Below are 15720 nucleotides of genomic sequence, written 5' to 3' on the forward strand. Positions count from 1 at the left end.
AAGACCCCAAGCCACAAACGGCAGGCGCATCGCCCGCCGCTCTCTCTCAGATCAAAGACCCCAGCTTGCGCATTTGCGATCCACCGTCTTGCGCGAGACGCCCAGCCTGCGGGCTGCCTCCGCCCTATTGCCCTCGCAGGCGTCCAGAACATGCATGATGTGGCGTTGCATCACCAGATCCAGCGTATCCATCGCGGCCGAACCAGTCACCGCTCCGGTGCCTGCAAACTCCTCTGGAAAGGCGCCCAGAATGACCGAGCGTTCGATCAGATTGCGCAATTCGCGCACATTGCCGGGCCAATCGTATCGACTGAACTTCAGCAATGTGTCGGCATCGAGTTCCAGCGCGGGCATCGCCAGCGTGGTGGAAAACTGCTCCATGAACAGTGCTGCCAGTTCGACGATATCCTCCACCCGCTCGCGCAATGGCGGCATCTGGATATTCACCACATTGATCCGGTGGTACAAATCCGCCCGGAACCGTCCCTCGGCCACCGCCTGTTCCAGATCGGCGTTGGTGGCAAACAGGAACCGCAGATTCAGTGGGATGTCCCGCTCCGCGCCAACCGGGCGGATGCGCTGATCCTCCAACACCCGCAACAGGGCCGCCTGCACCTGCTCTGGCATCTGCGCCACCTCATCCAGGAACAGCGTACCACCATCAGCATATAGAAACAGACCGTCCTGACGGCGGTCCTGCGCATCGACCACCCCGAACAGCTCATGCGCAATCCGGTCCGGGGCAATGGCAGCGCAATTCACCGCGACAAAGGGTTTCTCCGCCCGGTCCGACAGCGAATGCAACGTACGTGCAGCGATTTCTTTGCCCGTGCCGCTGGCACCTGTGAACAGAACCGGGGTCGGCAGCGGTGCCAGCCGGGTGATCATGTCACGCGCGGTCTGAATCGCCGGGGATTTACCCAACAGGCGCCCCCGCGCTGCCGTGCCTTCGGCCGATAGGGCATGCTTCAGCAGATAGTTTTCCCGCCGCAGATGTTTGCGATCCAGCGCGCGAGCCACGGAATTCAGGATTTGATTGGCGCGAAACGGTTTCAGCACGAAATCCGCGACGCCGACCCTTAAGGCCTGAATGGCCGTTTCCAGGTCCGCATAGGCGGTGACCAGCACCGTGTCCGCAAACAGGCCGACCTTATGCTGCTCCTGCACCCACTCAAGCCCGGTTTTCCCCGGCATGATATTATCAAGGATGATCAGGTCGAAATGCGCCTGATCCAAGATGTTCGAAGCCTCCGCAGCCGAAGCCGCCTGCTCCACCCGTTTGCAGCGAGGGGTCAGGATTTTGGTCATGAAATTGCGCATGCCAGGTTCGTCGTCGATCACCAGTATCGACGCACCGGCAAGGTTTTCCCCATATTCGTCGCGGGGTGGCTGTGCGGTTGTCAGCACGGTCAATCCAGTCGAACAGAAGGTCCGGAATGCACCTCTTGCGAGGCAAACCCTGCCTGATCCAGCGCAAAATTCGCACCGGCGGCAATCACGATGATGGCGGCAAATCCCGTCAACATGGCTTTCATTTGGTCACTTCTCCACCTTGGTTGCGCGTTTCAGAAACGCAATCAAATCGCGCCGGTCCTGCGGATCGGTAATCCGCTGCATCGGCATTTTGGACCCCGGAATATAGTGATCCGGGCCCAGATCGAAGAGGGCATCAATCGTCGCCTCTTCCCAGATTATATCAGATCCATCAAGGACCTCTGAATAGCGGTAACCTGCCAGCGTTCCCGCCGGGCGGCCAAAGACATCGTAAAGACTTGGCCCCGCCTTGCGGCTGTCTTCGGGGCCAAGCGCATGGCAGATGGAACATTTGCGCATAAACTGCCGCTCTCCGTTGGTCATCGTGGCCGGATCCTTCAGGAACCCGCGATTGCCCGCCATCTGCGCCTCAGTCTCTCCCATCAGCGCGACTGGCCAGCCATAAGCCAGATCATCCAATCCCGCGGCCCAGACCGTCTGCCCGTCCGGTGCAAACTCCAGTGCCCAAACTGGCCCATCACGGGTGGCGCGAAAATCTGCGCTGATGCGCCAGGTCTCCGTATCTACCATCATGATATAGCCCTGCCCGTCCCCAACGGCGAGCCGTGCTGTCCCTTCGTGGTATGCCATCGCCAAAATAGGCCGCCGTTCCAGCGTAAAATCCGCCACCGGATCGCCGGTCTGACTGTCAACAACGCGGGTGGCACCATCCACAGCCCCATAGGCCAGCCAATCGCCATCCGGCCCCAGCACCAGCTGGTTGATGCCAAAGCCCTGATCCACAAGCCGACGTGGCGAGCGGTCGGCATCCTCGTAAACGAGGATCTGCCCACTCATAGTGGCCGCATAGACAGCCCCGTCCGCTCCGACAGCCACATCGTTGACGCCGCTGCCAACCTTGATCCGCTGTTCGGAGCCATCGCCAAGCGGCCAAAGGCCGATTTCCCCATCCCAGCTGCCAGACACAAGGGTGTTACGGTCCGGCGTCATCGCAAGCGCCCGGATCTTGCCCAGATGCCGCCCGATCAGCTCCCCCGTATTGCTGCCCTGAGGCCAGAGGTAGAGCGCAAAATCATCCCCTGCGGAGACCAACCGCCCGGCATCCATGAACGCAAGCGCGGTAACAGCCGCTTCGTGGGCCTCCAGCCAACGCGGGCTGCGGTCACGCCATAGGCCAATCGCATTGTCGAAACTGCCCGTCGCCACCTGCCCCTCCGGCGAAACCGCCAGCGCCATGACCGGCCCGCCGTGCCCCTTCAATGTGGTGAACTCATCTGCGTCAGCGTGATCACCGACGACCATCAGCGACAGCGCTGCCGCACCGCAAATAGCGCAGGTTTTGCGGGACACATCGGCGAGTGCTGACATGTGGCGGGCCACCGCCGGTCACTCTGCAGGTGTTGCGCCCTTGGCGCCACCGCTGCTCGTACCGTCCGGGGTGACTTCGCCCTTTTCACGCATCTCGTCCAACCAGAGAGAATGGTGCTGATGCGCCCAGGCTTCGTCGACATCGCCGCTGCCCATGGCGTCAAACGCGCCCTCCATACCAAGCGAACCGATATAGATATGTGCCAGAATGATCGCCATCAGCACAAAGCTGAGAATCGCGTGCCAGCTCTGCGCCAGCTGCATTTCCTCCTGCGGCGCCAGCTCAACCGGCAGCGTGCCATAGCCCACAAGCTGCGGCAGCCCCAGATCGTTCAAAATACCAAAAGTCTTGGCAAAGAGCTGGATTTCAAACGGGAACAGCAATGACAGGCCCGAGAGAGAAATAGAGGCGCCAAAGACGATCACCGACCAGAAGATCAGTTTTTGGCCAAAATTGAATTTCTTGGCTGGCGGGTGTGATTTGCCCACGATGCCGCCCATTTGGCGGATCCACACCAGATCGGTCCGGTTCGGAATATTATGGGCGACCCACATGACAAACACCATGACCAGCGCCAGCATAAAGGCCCAGGAGACGTTGTTATGCACCCATTTGCTCCAGATCAGCAGGCCTGCATTAATCTCCTTGCCCAGATAGGGCGCGATCACCATGCGACCGAACAGGCTGGCCAACCCCGTGAGGCCAAGCAAGATAAATGACCCCGCCAGTACCCAATGGGCAAAGCGTTCGATGAACTGAAACCGTGTCACGCTGCGCCCGGTTGCGGGCTCGTCAATGCGGATGCGACCGCGCAGCAGATAAAACAGGGCCAGCGCCGCGATTGTTCCCAGCAGCAGCCAACCGCCATAGGTGCGCAGCGGTCCTTCCCGGAAGGTCAGCCAGCGCATTCCACCATCCTGCACAAGCACGGTGGCCACATCGCCCCCGGCCGAAACCCTTAGGTCAGCGGCATTATAGCGGATCGCGCGCCACAGCTCGGGATCGGAGGCCCCGCCAAGCGTGCCCAGTTGCTCGGTCAACCCGGCCCCCAAGGCCGCGGCGCCCGTGTCATCGCTGCGAAAGCTGTCGTCGATCTTCTCCCCGCGCTGCCGCGCCAGAATATCCTCAAGCGTCTGCGCCCCGCCCGTGGCACTGCGGTCCGGCACAGTGTTCGCCGCAGGGGCATCCGGGGCGTCCTGCGCCGCAGCGATCCCAGCCATCAACGTCAGCTGCATCAGAATAGCAAAGGCGATGCGCAGCATGGGCCACACTCCTTCATGGGTTGTCTTGAAAACTGAATAAGTAAACAGGACGGCCCGCGCGGGCGGGCCATCCCATCATGTCAAAGGAGGCTGTGATCAGCCGCCCTTCTGGTCATAGGCTGTCCCCCAGCCCCAGGCACCGGAGCCGAAGCCGCGCGCCACAACACGTTCGCGGTAGACGGCTGAGACGACATCACCGTCCCCGGCCAGCAGTGCCTTGGTGGAGCACATCTCGGCGCAGATGGGCAGCTTGCCCTCGGCGATCCGATTGCGGCCGTATTTGGAGAATTCCGCATTGGAATGCGTCTCCTCAGGGCCACCAGCGCAGAAGGTACATTTGTCCATCTTGCCACGGCTGCCAAAGTTGCCTGCCTGCGGATACTGCGGCGCACCAAAGGGGCACGCGTAGAAGCAATAGCCGCAACCAATGCAGAGATCCTTGGAGTGCAGGACCACGCCTTCTTCGTTCTGATAGAAACAATCGACCGGGCACACCGCCATACAGGGCGCGTCCGAGCAATGCATACAGGCGACCGAGATCGACCGTTCGCCGGGCTTGCCATCATTGATGGTCACCACCCGACGCCGGTTGATACCCCAGGGCACCTCGTGCTCGTTCTTACAGGCCGTCACGCAGGCGTTGCATTCGATGCAGCGTTCGGCGTCACAGAGAAACTTCGCTCTTGCCATATCTCTTTCTCCTTATGCTGCGCTGATCTTGCAGAGAGTACACTTGGTCTCCTGCATCTGGGTCACGCTGTCGTAGCCATAGGTCTGTGCGACGTTGCAGCTCTCGCCCAGAACATAGGGGTCAGCGCCATCGGGGTATTTGTCGCGCAAATCCTCGCCTTGGTAATGGCCGCCAAAGTGGAACGGCATGAAGGCAACGCCCTCTCCGACCCGCTCTGTGACCATCGCCATGACTTTGACCTTGCCGCCTTCTGGGCCTTCGACCCAGACCTGAGACCCATCCCGAATGCCGATATTGTTGGCATCACGCGGGTGCATTTCGACAAACATGTCTTGCTGCAATTCTGCCAGCCACGGGTTGGACCGGGTCTCTTCGCCGCCGCCTTCGTATTCGACCAGGCGACCAGAGGTCAGGATGATCGGATATTCCTTGGAGACGTCGTTTTTCTGGATCGACGCATAGAGGGTCGGCAGACGGTAGGAATGACGGTCCTCATATGTCGGGTAGTCTTCGACCAGATCCCGGCGGTTGGTGTAAAGCGGCTCGCGATGGATTGGCACCGGATCCGGGAAGGTCCAGACCACGGCACGGGCCTTGGCGTTGCCGAATGGCGCACATTCATGCGCAATCGCAACCCGCTGGATACCGCCGGACAGATCCGTCTTCCAGTTCACCTTCGCAACCTTGTCGTCATAGTCCGACGGGAAGGGCGACATGCTTTGTTCACCAACCTCGTGGGTGTAGTCGGCAAAGCCGTCCACTCCGGCTGCCTTGGCGATGAACGCCCGCTCACTCGCGGTCAGCTCGGTATGCCAGCCCAGATCCTTCAGCATCTGATAGGTGAACTCAGGGTAGCCGTCCTGAATATCAGAGCCTGCAGAATAGACACCCTCGGCCAGAAGGTTGTCACCATCCCGTTCGACACCAAAGCGCGCGCGGAAGGTCAGGCCACCTTCGGAGACAGGTTTGGACATGTCATAAAGGTTAGGCGTCCCCGGGTGACCCATTTCAGCGGTGCCCCAGCAAGGCCAGGGCATACCGTAGTAATCCCCGTCAGCAGGCCCACCAATGGCACGCAACGTGGTGCGGTCAAAGGTGTGCTGATTGGCCATATGCGTTTTCATCCGCTCCGGCGATTGACCGGTGTAGCCGATGGTCCACATACCCTTGTTGAATTCGCGCGTGATGCTTTCGACATTCGGTGTTTCTGCGTCTTCCATCTCGATATTGCGGAAGAACCGGTCGCCCCAGCCGAATTTATTCGCGAACTTGGCGATGATCACATGATCCGGCAGGCTCTCGAACAGCGGGTCGACGATCTTGTCACGCCACTGCAGGGACCGGTTAGACGCAGTGACCGAGCCGCGGGTCTCGAACTGGGTGCAGGCGGGCAGCAGATAGACACCATCGGTGCGATCATGCAGCACGGCAGAGACGGTGGGATACGGGTCGACAACGACCAGCATGTCCAGCTTCTCCATCGCCGTCTTCATCTCCGTCATACGGGTCTGAGAGTTTGGCGCGTGGCCCCATAGAACCATGGCCCGCACATTGTTGGGCTGGTCCATGTTATCCTTGTCTTCAAGGATACCATCAATCCAGCGACTGACCGGGATACCCGTCAGGTTCTGCAGCGATTTATCCTTGCCGTCGGCACCTTTGATGGTGTCGAACTGACCGGCAAGCCATTCGCCGTCCTCACCCCAAACACGGCCCCAATGCGCCCAGGCGCCTTTGGACAGGCCATAGTAGCCGGGCAAAGTGTGGCTCAGAACGCCAAGGTCGGTTGCGCCCTGCACGTTGTCATGGCCGCGGAAGATATTGGTGCCGCCGCCCGATGTACCCATGTTCCCCAGCGCCAGCTGAAGGATGCAATAGGCGCGGGTATTGTTGTTGCCGGTGGTATGCTGGGTGCCGCCCATACACCAGATCACGGTGCCGGGACGGTTGTTGGCCAGCGTCCGTGCCACGCGCTTGAGCTGGCTACCGGGGGTGCCGGTCACACGTTCGACTTCCTCGGGCGTCCACTTGGCAACTTCTTCGCGGATCTGATCCATGCCCCAGACACGGGTGCGGATGAATTCCTTGTCTTCCCAGCTGTTGTCAAAGATGTGCCACAGGATACCCCAGACCAGCGCCACATCGGTGCCGGGACGGAAGCGCACATATTCATCGGCATGGGCCGCCGTGCGGGTGAAGCGCGGATCGCAGACGATCAGCGGCGCGTTGTTCTGTTCCTTGGCCTTCAGCACGTGCAACAACGAGACGGGATGCGCCTCTGCCGGGTTGCCGCCGATAATGAAGATCGCCTTGGAGTTATGGATGTCATTGTAGCTGTTGGTCATGGCGCCGTAGCCCCATGTATTCGCAACACCTGCAACGGTGGTCGAGTGACAGATCCGCGCCTGATGGTCGACGTTATTGGTGCCCCAATAGGCCGCGAACTTGCGGAACAGATAGGCCTGTTCGTTGTTATGCTTGGCTGAGCCGAGCCAATAGACAGAATCCGGTCCGCTTTCTTCGCGGATCTGCATCATGCCGTCGCCGATCTCATTGATCGCCTGTTCCCAGCTGATGCGTTTCCATTCCCCGCCTTCTTTCTTCATCGGGTACTTCAGACGGCGTTCGCCATGGGCGTGTTCGCGTACGGATGCGCCTTTGGCGCAATGGGCGCCAAGGTTGAAGGGGCTGTCCCAGCCGGGTTCCTGACCGGTCCAGACGCCGTTTTGCACCTCTGCCACGACGGTACAGCCGACCGAACAATGAGTGCAGACGGATTTGATGGTCTCAACGGCACCGGCCGCAGCGGTTGCCGCATTAGCCTTGGTGACAGATCCACCTGTGGCGCTGATGGCGGCAAGGCCACCAATGGCCAGGCCGGATCCACGCAGAAACGCGCGGCGGTCTACAGAGCTTTCTGCAACCTTGGACAGGATACTGGTCCGCTGGGGGCGTCGCGCAACCCCGTTGGTCTTTTTCCTAAGCATATGTTCCTCCCTTGCTTCCCTTACGGGTTCGCTGGGTTATCGGGGGCCTTTGGCAGTCGGGCGTCACGCAACCAGTCGCCGTGGGCGTTCATACATCACCGGTGTGTCAGAACCGGAGGCTGTCGTAGTAGGCGCGGGTATGCGCGGTGTCCTGCATCACCTCTGATGTCAGGTCTGGCTCGGCCGCCTCGGCCGTGCCGCCGGTCGTTGCAACCGCCACCGCCGCAATCGGCGTTGTGGTCGCTGCCAGCTTGAGAAAGTCGCGGCGGCTGGTGGCCTCCTCGGTCTTTCTGGTCATGTGATCCTCCTCCTCAAATGGTTGGTTCACGGGGTTATGGGCCGGCGCACCGGCCCGGCTCAGGCGGATTGCTCCGCGCTCATCCGAAATCCTTCGGCTTCGATCTCCATGAACACCCGGCCCACAGCACCGACAGCGGTATAAAGAACTGAGTTCTTGGCCGCCTCCAGATCGGAAAAGAAATGCGCGGCCCAGGGGCCGATATGTTTGTTGAAGAACTGTTTCTGGTCGCTCAACGGCGCGGCGTCCCCAAATCTGCCCACAATCAGTGCCCCCATCATCTCCATCAGAGAGGCAATGTTGTCCTCTGGCTCATAGACGTTCTGGGCGCGGGTCATGCCCCGTACCGCCATGTCCTGCCGCAGGGCCGCCAGCGGTTTTTCATTCAGGAAACCTGTCAGATAGTAACTGGCATAGGGTAACAGTTCACCGCGCCCCAGACCGATGAACAGCTTGTTGAATTCCCGCTCTGCAGCCGCCGGCTTGGTCAGCTTGGCCAGTTTCGCCAGCGCATTGATGGCAGTGCCAAGATCGCTGTCATCCCCGGTCAGTGACGCCATCTGGGCCAGCAGCATCTCATCCGGCGGCGTCGCCAGCATCAGCCCCAGAAAGTTATAGAGATCCGCGCGCAGACGATCCTCGTCGCGCGGTACCGCCAGTGGTTGGGCGGTTGTCTCTGTCTGGATTTGCTCGGCGGTCATAGGTGTCTCCTCAACACGCGTGGTCTTTGGGGCATCTCTTTGGGGAACCTGCTGCCAGCGGCCTGCATCAGACCGAGGCAAAGGCAGATGTGTCGCGGCGACATCATGTGACGCCCCCGTCGCCATGGGTTTCGGCTGCGAAACGGAAGCGCATCCGCCGCGTGGCCGTTGGCGCAGGTTCGAGGTCTGAGACCACTGCTACAGCCGCATCCGCTGACACCTGCGCGGCATCCTGTGGCTCCACCTCGACCGCGTCCTCGGCTGAGCGCAGTGCCGTTGTTGGCGGGCGAGTGGTGGACATCGCAACCGCGGTTTCATCACCTGGATCCTCCTCAAGCGCCGCCACATCGGCCTCCTGCACATCGGCGATGTCCGTCTCGTCCGTCGCAGCCTCGGCGGTGGCGGCCTCTTCGGCTTGGCGCGCCAGCTCCTCAACATGGGCCGTCATGCCCTTGCCCACCTGATACGCGGTCTGGAGGTTCTCGATCACCATGGCGCTGTCAGAGAAATCCTCGCCGTAGTCCAAAAGGCCATCGACATTTGCGAGCACCGGATTGCTGATCCACAAACGACGAAGCGCGCGGGTCCGCAGCCGCGCCGGAATGGTCTCTTTCAGGAAAACGCTGAAATCATCCCCCTGCTGCATCTGATCGGGATCCGGAAGGTTCAGCTCTTCCAGGATTTCGGCGTCGCTCTTCTCCTCAAGCGCCTGCTCTTCTGCCGCGCGTGCGGTGGCTGCGGCCTCGACGGCCTCCGCCTGCTGCTCTGCCGCGACCTTCGCGCGTCGTTGGGACCAGAAATTACCCCCGCTCATGACAGGCGCGCCTTTTTCATCGTGGGTGACCGATAAACGTCGGTCAGCTGCGAAATGCGCGGATCCCCAATGCCGTCCTCATTCGCATCGGTTTTCACCCGATCCCGGCGACGCTTCTTGAACGGCTCATCATGGAAATGCGGCTGTGCAAAATCCCGGATCCAGGCCACCAGCCCATCTGGCATCGGCACTTTTTCAACAAGATCCTCGCCGTTGTCAGCATAGTCCTGCGCCTCGTAGGGCGAGGCCGTCACCAAGAGCACATCCAGCGGCCGCTCCTCCGATGCGCCATCGCGCAGGATTACATAGATACAAGGCGGCTCGGCGGTCAGACCGTGCAGATAGGCCTCAGCTTCACTCCGGTGCAGCTCCAGCGGCAATGTGGCGGCGTGAAACTCGCTGATCTCACCCGCTTCACGCAGCAGCTGCCAATCCGCTGGCGCTGCCCCAGGCAGGACCGAGGTCACCTTCCACGACCAGCGCGCCCAACGCGTCACACCCGGCTGGCGCCGCACCACGACACCCAGCGGCATCACACACGTCTTTGCACTGCGATCTACGGTTTCGGCCAAGTCAAAGCCCTGCTCATGAATTCGGATGCACCAACAGTGCCGCATTCCCGAGCCGTGCCGAAAGATAACTTTTGCTGATGGCGCATTAAATCAACATCAATGGTCAAATTGACCAGCCGGATATGGCACCGCAGGACAGCCCGGACGAAAAGTCTATTTCGACTAATTCACTCAGGCTTAACGCTGGGGCAACTCAGGCTGCCTGTACCGCGAATCACCGGCTTGATTTGCCGGGAACAGAGCCCCCTTCACGTTGCGAATTGCGGTTTACCTGCTTGCGCAAACATGCCTAGTCTGAGCGCAAGGCGGCGGATTTACGCTGCCCTGAGCGACCACTGAATACGCGGGGAACCCATGCCTAAGACATTGATTTTATGTGATTGTGCCGGATCGCAATCTATCGATTCCGAGGCATTGTCGCGCAGCACCGGCCTGCCCTGCTCCAAGCTTCATTCAGCGCTTTGCACAGACGAGATCGATCAGGCCGCTGCTGCCCTGACGCAGGGGGATGCAATTATTTGCTGCGCGCAGGAGCACCGTATTTTCGAGGCTCTGGCAGAAGAAATCGACGCCCCCGCACCAGGGTTCACCGACCTGCGCGACCGGGCCGGTTGGACCGCAGATACCGCCTCAACACTGCCCAAAATGACCGCCTTGATCGCCGAGGCGACGCTCGCTCCTGCTTCGGCCAAGACAATTGATATCCATTCCGAGGGGCTGTGCCTGATCCTCGGCGCGCCGGATGTGGCCTTTGCAGCGGCCGAACGCTTGCAGGACAGCCTTGCAGTCACGGTGCTGCTCGACACCCCGCATGATCCACCGCACAGCCGCGCCTATGACGTGATTTCCGGCCAGCTGCGCCATGCCAAGGGCGCATTGGGGCAATTCGCCGTCACCATCGATCAGCTGCAACAGCTGGATGTCACCGGGCGTAGCTGGACATGGGGCGAGGCCCGGAATGGCGGCCAGTCGATCTGCGATATCATTCTGGACCTGCGCGGCGGCCAACCCCTGTTTCCGGCCCCTGAAAAACGCGATGGCTACCTGCGGGCCGACCCAAAGTCTCCCACCGCTGTTGCCGAAGCCACGATGGCCGCCAGTCAACTGGTCGGCATTTTTGAGAAGCCGCTTTATGTGCGGACCGAACCCCTGCTCTGCGCCCATTCGCGCGCAGGTCAGACGGGCTGCACCCGGTGCCTGGATATCTGCCCGACCGGCGCGATCAGCCCTGCTGGCGACCATGTCAGTATTGATCCGATGATCTGTGCCGGCTGCGGCTCTTGTGCCTCGCTCTGTCCCTCGGGGGCCATCACCTATGATGCGCCGCCGACAGATGCGCTGATGCGGCGCATTCAGACCCTGACCAAAACCTATCTTGACGCCGGGGGCCGCACGCCTCGCTTGCTGGTGGTCGACAATCACGGCGGCGAGATGATCCAGCTGGCCGCACGTTTTGGCCGTGGTCTCCCCGCTGATGTGATCCCGCTGAATGTCGAAGCCCTCAACAGTTTTGGCCACGCAGAGACGTTGGCGGCGCTGGCCGCAGGGTGTGGCGAGGTTTCAATTCTCCTCTCACCACGCGCCGAGCGCGACGTCCAAGAGCATGAAATCGCCCTTGCTGCGGCCATTGCCGGACCGCACGTCCATCTGTTGGATGTGGCGGATCCCGATGCCCTAAGCGATCATCTATTTGACGTCACCCCGCCCCAGGCACAGGTCGAAACACCACAACGCCCGATGGGCACACGTCGCCAGATCACCCGCCAGGCCGCCAAGGCACTGGTACCAACGGCGGAAACGCTGCCGCTGCCCGAAGGCGCACCCTATGGTGCGGTGTTGGTGTCGTCCGATAACTGCACGCTGTGCCTCTCCTGTGTCTCGCTCTGCCCCTCTGGTGCGCTTGGCGACAATCCGGACCTGCCACAGCTGCGGTTTCAGGAGGATGCCTGCCTGCAATGCGGTCTCTGCGCCACGATCTGCCCCGAGGATGCCATTACCTATGAATCGCGCCTGAACCTCACCTCGGATGCGCTGTCACAAGTGGTTCTGCACGAGGAAGAACCCTTTGCCTGTGTCGAATGTGGATCACTGTTCGGGGTGAAATCAACCATCGACAAAATCACCGAGAAGCTGGCTGGGAAACATTCGATGTTTGCCAACCCGGATGCCGCACGGATGATCCAGATGTGCGACGACTGCCGCGTCAATGCGCAGTTCCACCAGCAGAATTCTCCGTTCGCGGGCGCGGATCGCCCCAAGGTCCGCACGACCGAGGATTATCTCAGCAAGCGCAAGGACCATTGAGCCCAACGGACCAAGAGACGATGACGCCCCTATTTATGCTCCAGCGGCGCCCCCAGATCCGCCGGGCTCAGTACCGCCACATAGGCCAGGATGTTCTCCAGCTCGTCCAGCGTGATCTCAACCGGGACGATCGGCGAGGGTCGCGCCTCGTTGAAGGGCGGCGTGACCTCAGCGACCTGAGTAAAGGCGGGGTGCGGGTTCAAGGCATAGAACGCCTGAAACCGCTGCTCCCAATCCGCAAGGCTGCGCAGAACGTAAAACGACGGAGTCGAACCGATGCTGTTGATCCGTCCGCCCTCATCCACCGCATGGCACCGCCCACAATGGATCTTGGACAGATCATACCCAAGTCCGGCGTCCCCTTCCCATGCGACCACCTCAACCTGCGCGGCGGCCTGTTCTGGCACTTGAAACATCTGTGTGCCGTCGGGAGCAAAGGCTGCAAGCGTGCGCCTGCCCACGTCAGAGGTCAGCCAATCCGCAAACCGCTGCGCCCCTGTGTGATCCGGGGTGATCAGCTCCAGATGCCAAACAACGCCTTGCCCCGCCATGACCGGTTGACCAGTCTGCCCCAATGCGACCTCGGCCGTGGCAGCTGTATCGACCAGTTCAACGCGCACCTGCGTTTTCAGGGAAAATCGGGGCAGCATGAACCCCAGCACCCCGGTGTCGATCAGCGCCTGCGGCGCAATCAGCCGAACCTTGCGCGGATCACTCTGTGCCATGGCAATCAACGGCTGCATCGAAACGGCAAATACCAGCAAAACCAGTATTCCCGCATATTTGCGCAAAAGAGTGCATACCCAGACCATATGAAATGCTAGGAAACCATCTACATCTTCGTCAAGAACTGTTGCAGTCGGGGCAAACGCCACCGCAGGCAACCAACCACAAACAAGACAGCTTGAAACAAGCTGGCAACAGGAAGGAGCAACCCCGGCGTGGCCCTCACTCGTGAAATCGTCCTCGAAGCGCTCAAGACCATCAAGGACCCCGTGTCCGGCAGCGATATTGTCGCCGCAGGCATTGTCCGCGCGCTCAATATTGAAGAGGACACGGTCCGCTTTGTTCTGGAAATTGATCCGGCAAAATCCGACATCTACACGCCCGTGCGCGATGAGGCCGACGCCAAGGTGACGGCGCTGCCCGGTGCAGGCAAAGTCTCAGCCATGCTGACCGCCCATTCTGCCAAGGCGCCCCCGGATCTGAAGGGGAGCAAACCGGCTCAGCCCCAAGGTCCTCAGAAAATCCCCGGCGTGGATCGTATTATCGCAGTTGCCTCGGGCAAGGGCGGCGTTGGCAAATCCACTGTTTCGGCCAATATTGCCTGCGCTCTGGCGGCTCAGGGACGTCGTGTTGGACTGCTGGATGCCGATGTCTATGGCCCCTCGCAACCGCGGATGCTGGGTGTCTCTGGCCGCCCTGCCAGCCCCGATGGCAAGACTATTCTGCCGATGCGCAACCATGGCGTCACCATGATGTCCATCGGCCTGATGACCAACGAGGATCAGGCGGTTGTCTGGCGCGGCCCGATGCTGATGGGCGCCTTGCAGCAGATGATGATGCAGGTGCAATGGGGCGCGCTGGACGTGCTGATCGTCGACCTGCCGCCGGGCACTGGCGACGTGCAGATGACGCTGGCACAAAAGGCCCATGTGGACGGCGCCATCGTGGTCTCCACCCCACAGGACGTCGCCCTGATCGATGCCCGCAAGGGCATCGACATGTTCCAGAAACTCAACGTCCCGATCATTGGCATGGTGGAAAATATGTCCACCCATATCTGCTCCAACTGCGGGCATGAGGAACATGTCTTTGGCCATGGCGGCGTTGCGGCCGAAGCCGAGAAACTGAACGTGCCGCTGCTGGCAGAAATACCGCTGCATCTGGACGTACGTGTGGCCGCTGATGGCGGCGCGCCCATTGCGGTCAGCAAGCCCGACAGCGCGCAGGCTAAGGCGTTCCACGATCTGGCCACCGATCTGATCGCCAAGGGTCAGGCCTGATCCGGTGGCGGACATGAGCGAACTGAGCTTTCCGCCTCTGATGGCAGGGCTCGCCCTCAGCGGCGCAGAGGATCCCTTTGCCCTTGCCTGTCAGAAGGCGGTGCTGGGCTGTGACGCCGGGTTGGTCGTGCATAACCTCGCGCATGATCGTTTGCAGGCGGCTCTCGTCTTTGCGCCAGAGGTGGCGTTGCAGCACGCGATGACCATGCTGCCTGTCTGCGCCATCGCGTTACAAAATGCCCTGGGCGCGCTGGCCCCGCCAGAGGTGGCCGTACACCTGCAATGGGACGGCGGGTTGCGCATCAATGGCGGTCGTTGTGGCCGGTTGCGCGCCGCCGCCAGCACCACTGCCCCCTCAGAGGTGCCAGACTGGCTGGTCATTGGTCTGGACCTGCCGCTCTGGCCGCCGAGCGATGGCGAAACCGGCGATCGTCCCGAAGACACCGCGCTTTATGCCGAGGGCTGCGCCGATGTGGATGCCGGTCAATTGCTCGAAAGCTGGGCCCGCCACGCGCTGCACTGGATCAACCGTTGGGAAGACACCGGAACAGAACCGGTTCACAGCACCTGGCGCGGGTTGGCGCAGGACATCGGCGAGACCATAACCCACGCGGGCCGGACCGGTACATTTCTCGGGGTGGATGAGGACTTCGGCCTGCTGTTGCGGGACGAGACCACCACCCATCTGATCCCCCTCACCACGCTACTGGAGACCCCATGATGCAGCTTGCCCGCGCCATTCACTTCGACGAAAGCGATCAGAACGTCTTTGCCAGCCCCGCCCGCACTGGCGAGTGGTGCATTTCCGGCGGGTTTGAGTTTTCCAACTGGGAAGAGGCGGATCTGACCGGCAAGCAGCGCCAGGCTTTTGCCAATGGCTGGATGGGGCTGGAGACCGGCGGGCGCGCCACCTTTGTTGCGGTGACCAAGATCGAAGAGGGTGAATTGGCCACCCTCACCAATCTGCTCGCGGCGCATTTTGTCAGCTACTATGGGGCGCCGAATGCGGACACGGCCCGCCCAGTGGCGGAGGAAGAGCTGGCCCATATGGCCGACCTCTGCGCGGATCACGCGCCCAACACCTTGTTGACCGTCATGCGCGAGCTGACAGATGCCGGTGTCAAGGAAAGCTATCGCGCGATTGAGGCCCAGGACGCAGGGTTAGAGCAGTTCGCCATCCATGTGACAGACGATTGAATGCGCACGGCCTACAAAGAAAAAC

The 15720-nt window shown here is 61.0% G+C and carries 15 protein-coding genes; 4 read left to right on the forward strand and 11 right to left on the reverse strand.

The genetic code is table 11. The annotated features are described in order from the left end of the window. Positions 1 to 51: 51 nt before the first annotated feature. The 10 genes from J4721_RS16420 to J4721_RS16460 form a co-directional block, all read right to left on the reverse strand. The gene (locus tag J4721_RS16420) at positions 52 to 1413 is read right to left on the reverse strand and encodes a sigma-54 dependent transcriptional regulator (protein WP_211003245.1); all 1362 of its coding nucleotides are present in this window, start codon (positions 1411 to 1413) and stop codon (positions 52 to 54) included. Continuing rightward, positions 1410 to 1535 carry a hypothetical protein gene (locus J4721_RS19860; RefSeq protein ID WP_024096159.1) on the reverse strand — a complete coding sequence of 42 codons (126 nt, stop codon included), beginning with the start codon at positions 1533 to 1535 and terminating at the stop codon, positions 1410 to 1412. Before J4721_RS19860 ends, J4721_RS16420 begins: the two co-directional genes overlap by 4 nt. Before the next feature lie 4 nt (positions 1536 to 1539). Then, positions 1540 to 2862, reverse strand: a complete 1323-nt coding sequence (locus J4721_RS16425) for a c-type cytochrome (protein WP_211003244.1) — start codon at positions 2860 to 2862, stop codon at positions 1540 to 1542. Between the two features lie 18 nt (positions 2863 to 2880). Then, a complete protein-coding gene (locus J4721_RS16430) occupies positions 2881 to 4125 on the reverse strand; it encodes a formate dehydrogenase subunit gamma (RefSeq protein WP_014875660.1) in 1245 nt (414 codons plus the stop codon). A gap of 96 nt (positions 4126 to 4221) precedes the next feature. After that, positions 4222 to 4815, reverse strand: coding sequence for a formate dehydrogenase FDH3 subunit beta (fdh3B, locus tag J4721_RS16435; RefSeq protein ID WP_014875661.1), 594 nt, complete (start codon positions 4813 to 4815; stop codon positions 4222 to 4224). A 12-nt stretch (positions 4816 to 4827) separates the two neighbouring features. Next, complete coding sequence (locus tag J4721_RS16440; protein ID WP_076616936.1) at positions 4828 to 7803, reverse strand: formate dehydrogenase subunit alpha; 2976 nt, start codon at positions 7801 to 7803, stop codon at positions 4828 to 4830. A gap of 106 nt (positions 7804 to 7909) precedes the next feature. After that, a complete protein-coding gene (locus J4721_RS16445; RefSeq protein ID WP_014875663.1) occupies positions 7910 to 8101 on the reverse strand; it encodes a twin-arginine translocation pathway signal protein in 192 nt (63 codons plus the stop codon). Between the two features lie 59 nt (positions 8102 to 8160). Further along, entirely contained in the window at positions 8161 to 8802 is a 642-nt protein-coding gene (locus tag J4721_RS16450) for a molecular chaperone (RefSeq protein ID WP_211003243.1), read from the reverse strand. A gap of 103 nt (positions 8803 to 8905) precedes the next feature. Then, positions 8906 to 9616: a DUF3306 domain-containing protein gene (locus tag J4721_RS16455; RefSeq protein ID WP_211003242.1), complete on the reverse strand. Its 711-nt coding sequence runs from the start codon at positions 9614 to 9616 to the stop codon at positions 8906 to 8908. Further along, the gene (locus tag J4721_RS16460; protein WP_211003241.1) at positions 9613 to 10149 is read right to left on the reverse strand and encodes a DUF3305 domain-containing protein; all 537 of its coding nucleotides are present in this window, start codon (positions 10147 to 10149) and stop codon (positions 9613 to 9615) included. The genes J4721_RS16455 and J4721_RS16460 overlap by 4 nt, the downstream gene beginning before the upstream one ends. A 393-nt stretch (positions 10150 to 10542) precedes the next feature. On the opposite strand from J4721_RS16460, the gene J4721_RS16465 reads away from it, so the two are divergent. Then, positions 10543 to 12492, forward strand: coding sequence for a 4Fe-4S binding protein (locus tag J4721_RS16465; protein WP_211003240.1), 1950 nt, complete (start codon positions 10543 to 10545; stop codon positions 12490 to 12492). 29 nt (positions 12493 to 12521) lie between these two features. On the opposite strand, the gene J4721_RS16470 is transcribed toward J4721_RS16465, so the two are convergent. Further along, complete coding sequence (locus tag J4721_RS16470) at positions 12522 to 13256, reverse strand: hypothetical protein (protein ID WP_244915600.1); 735 nt, start codon at positions 13254 to 13256, stop codon at positions 12522 to 12524. Between the two features lie 177 nt (positions 13257 to 13433). Here J4721_RS16470 and apbC point away from each other — a divergent pair, with 177 nt between their 5' ends. From apbC to J4721_RS16485, 3 genes are read left to right on the forward strand one after another with little or no spacing between them, the layout of a single operon-like run. Further along, entirely contained in the window at positions 13434 to 14498 is a 1065-nt protein-coding gene (apbC, locus tag J4721_RS16475; protein WP_102855285.1) for an iron-sulfur cluster carrier protein ApbC, read from the forward strand. 13 nt (positions 14499 to 14511) lie between these two features. After that, the gene (locus tag J4721_RS16480) at positions 14512 to 15219 is read left to right on the forward strand and encodes a DUF4444 domain-containing protein (protein ID WP_102859166.1); all 708 of its coding nucleotides are present in this window, start codon (positions 14512 to 14514) and stop codon (positions 15217 to 15219) included. Then, complete coding sequence (locus J4721_RS16485) at positions 15219 to 15695, forward strand: DUF6505 family protein (RefSeq protein ID WP_076619925.1); 477 nt, start codon at positions 15219 to 15221, stop codon at positions 15693 to 15695. Before J4721_RS16480 ends, J4721_RS16485 begins: the two co-directional genes overlap by 1 nt. Positions 15696 to 15720 lie beyond the last annotated feature (25 nt).

Source organism: Phaeobacter sp. HS011, assembly GCF_018101215.1.
Taxonomy (GTDB): Bacteria; Pseudomonadota; Alphaproteobacteria; order Rhodobacterales; family Rhodobacteraceae; genus Phaeobacter; species Phaeobacter inhibens.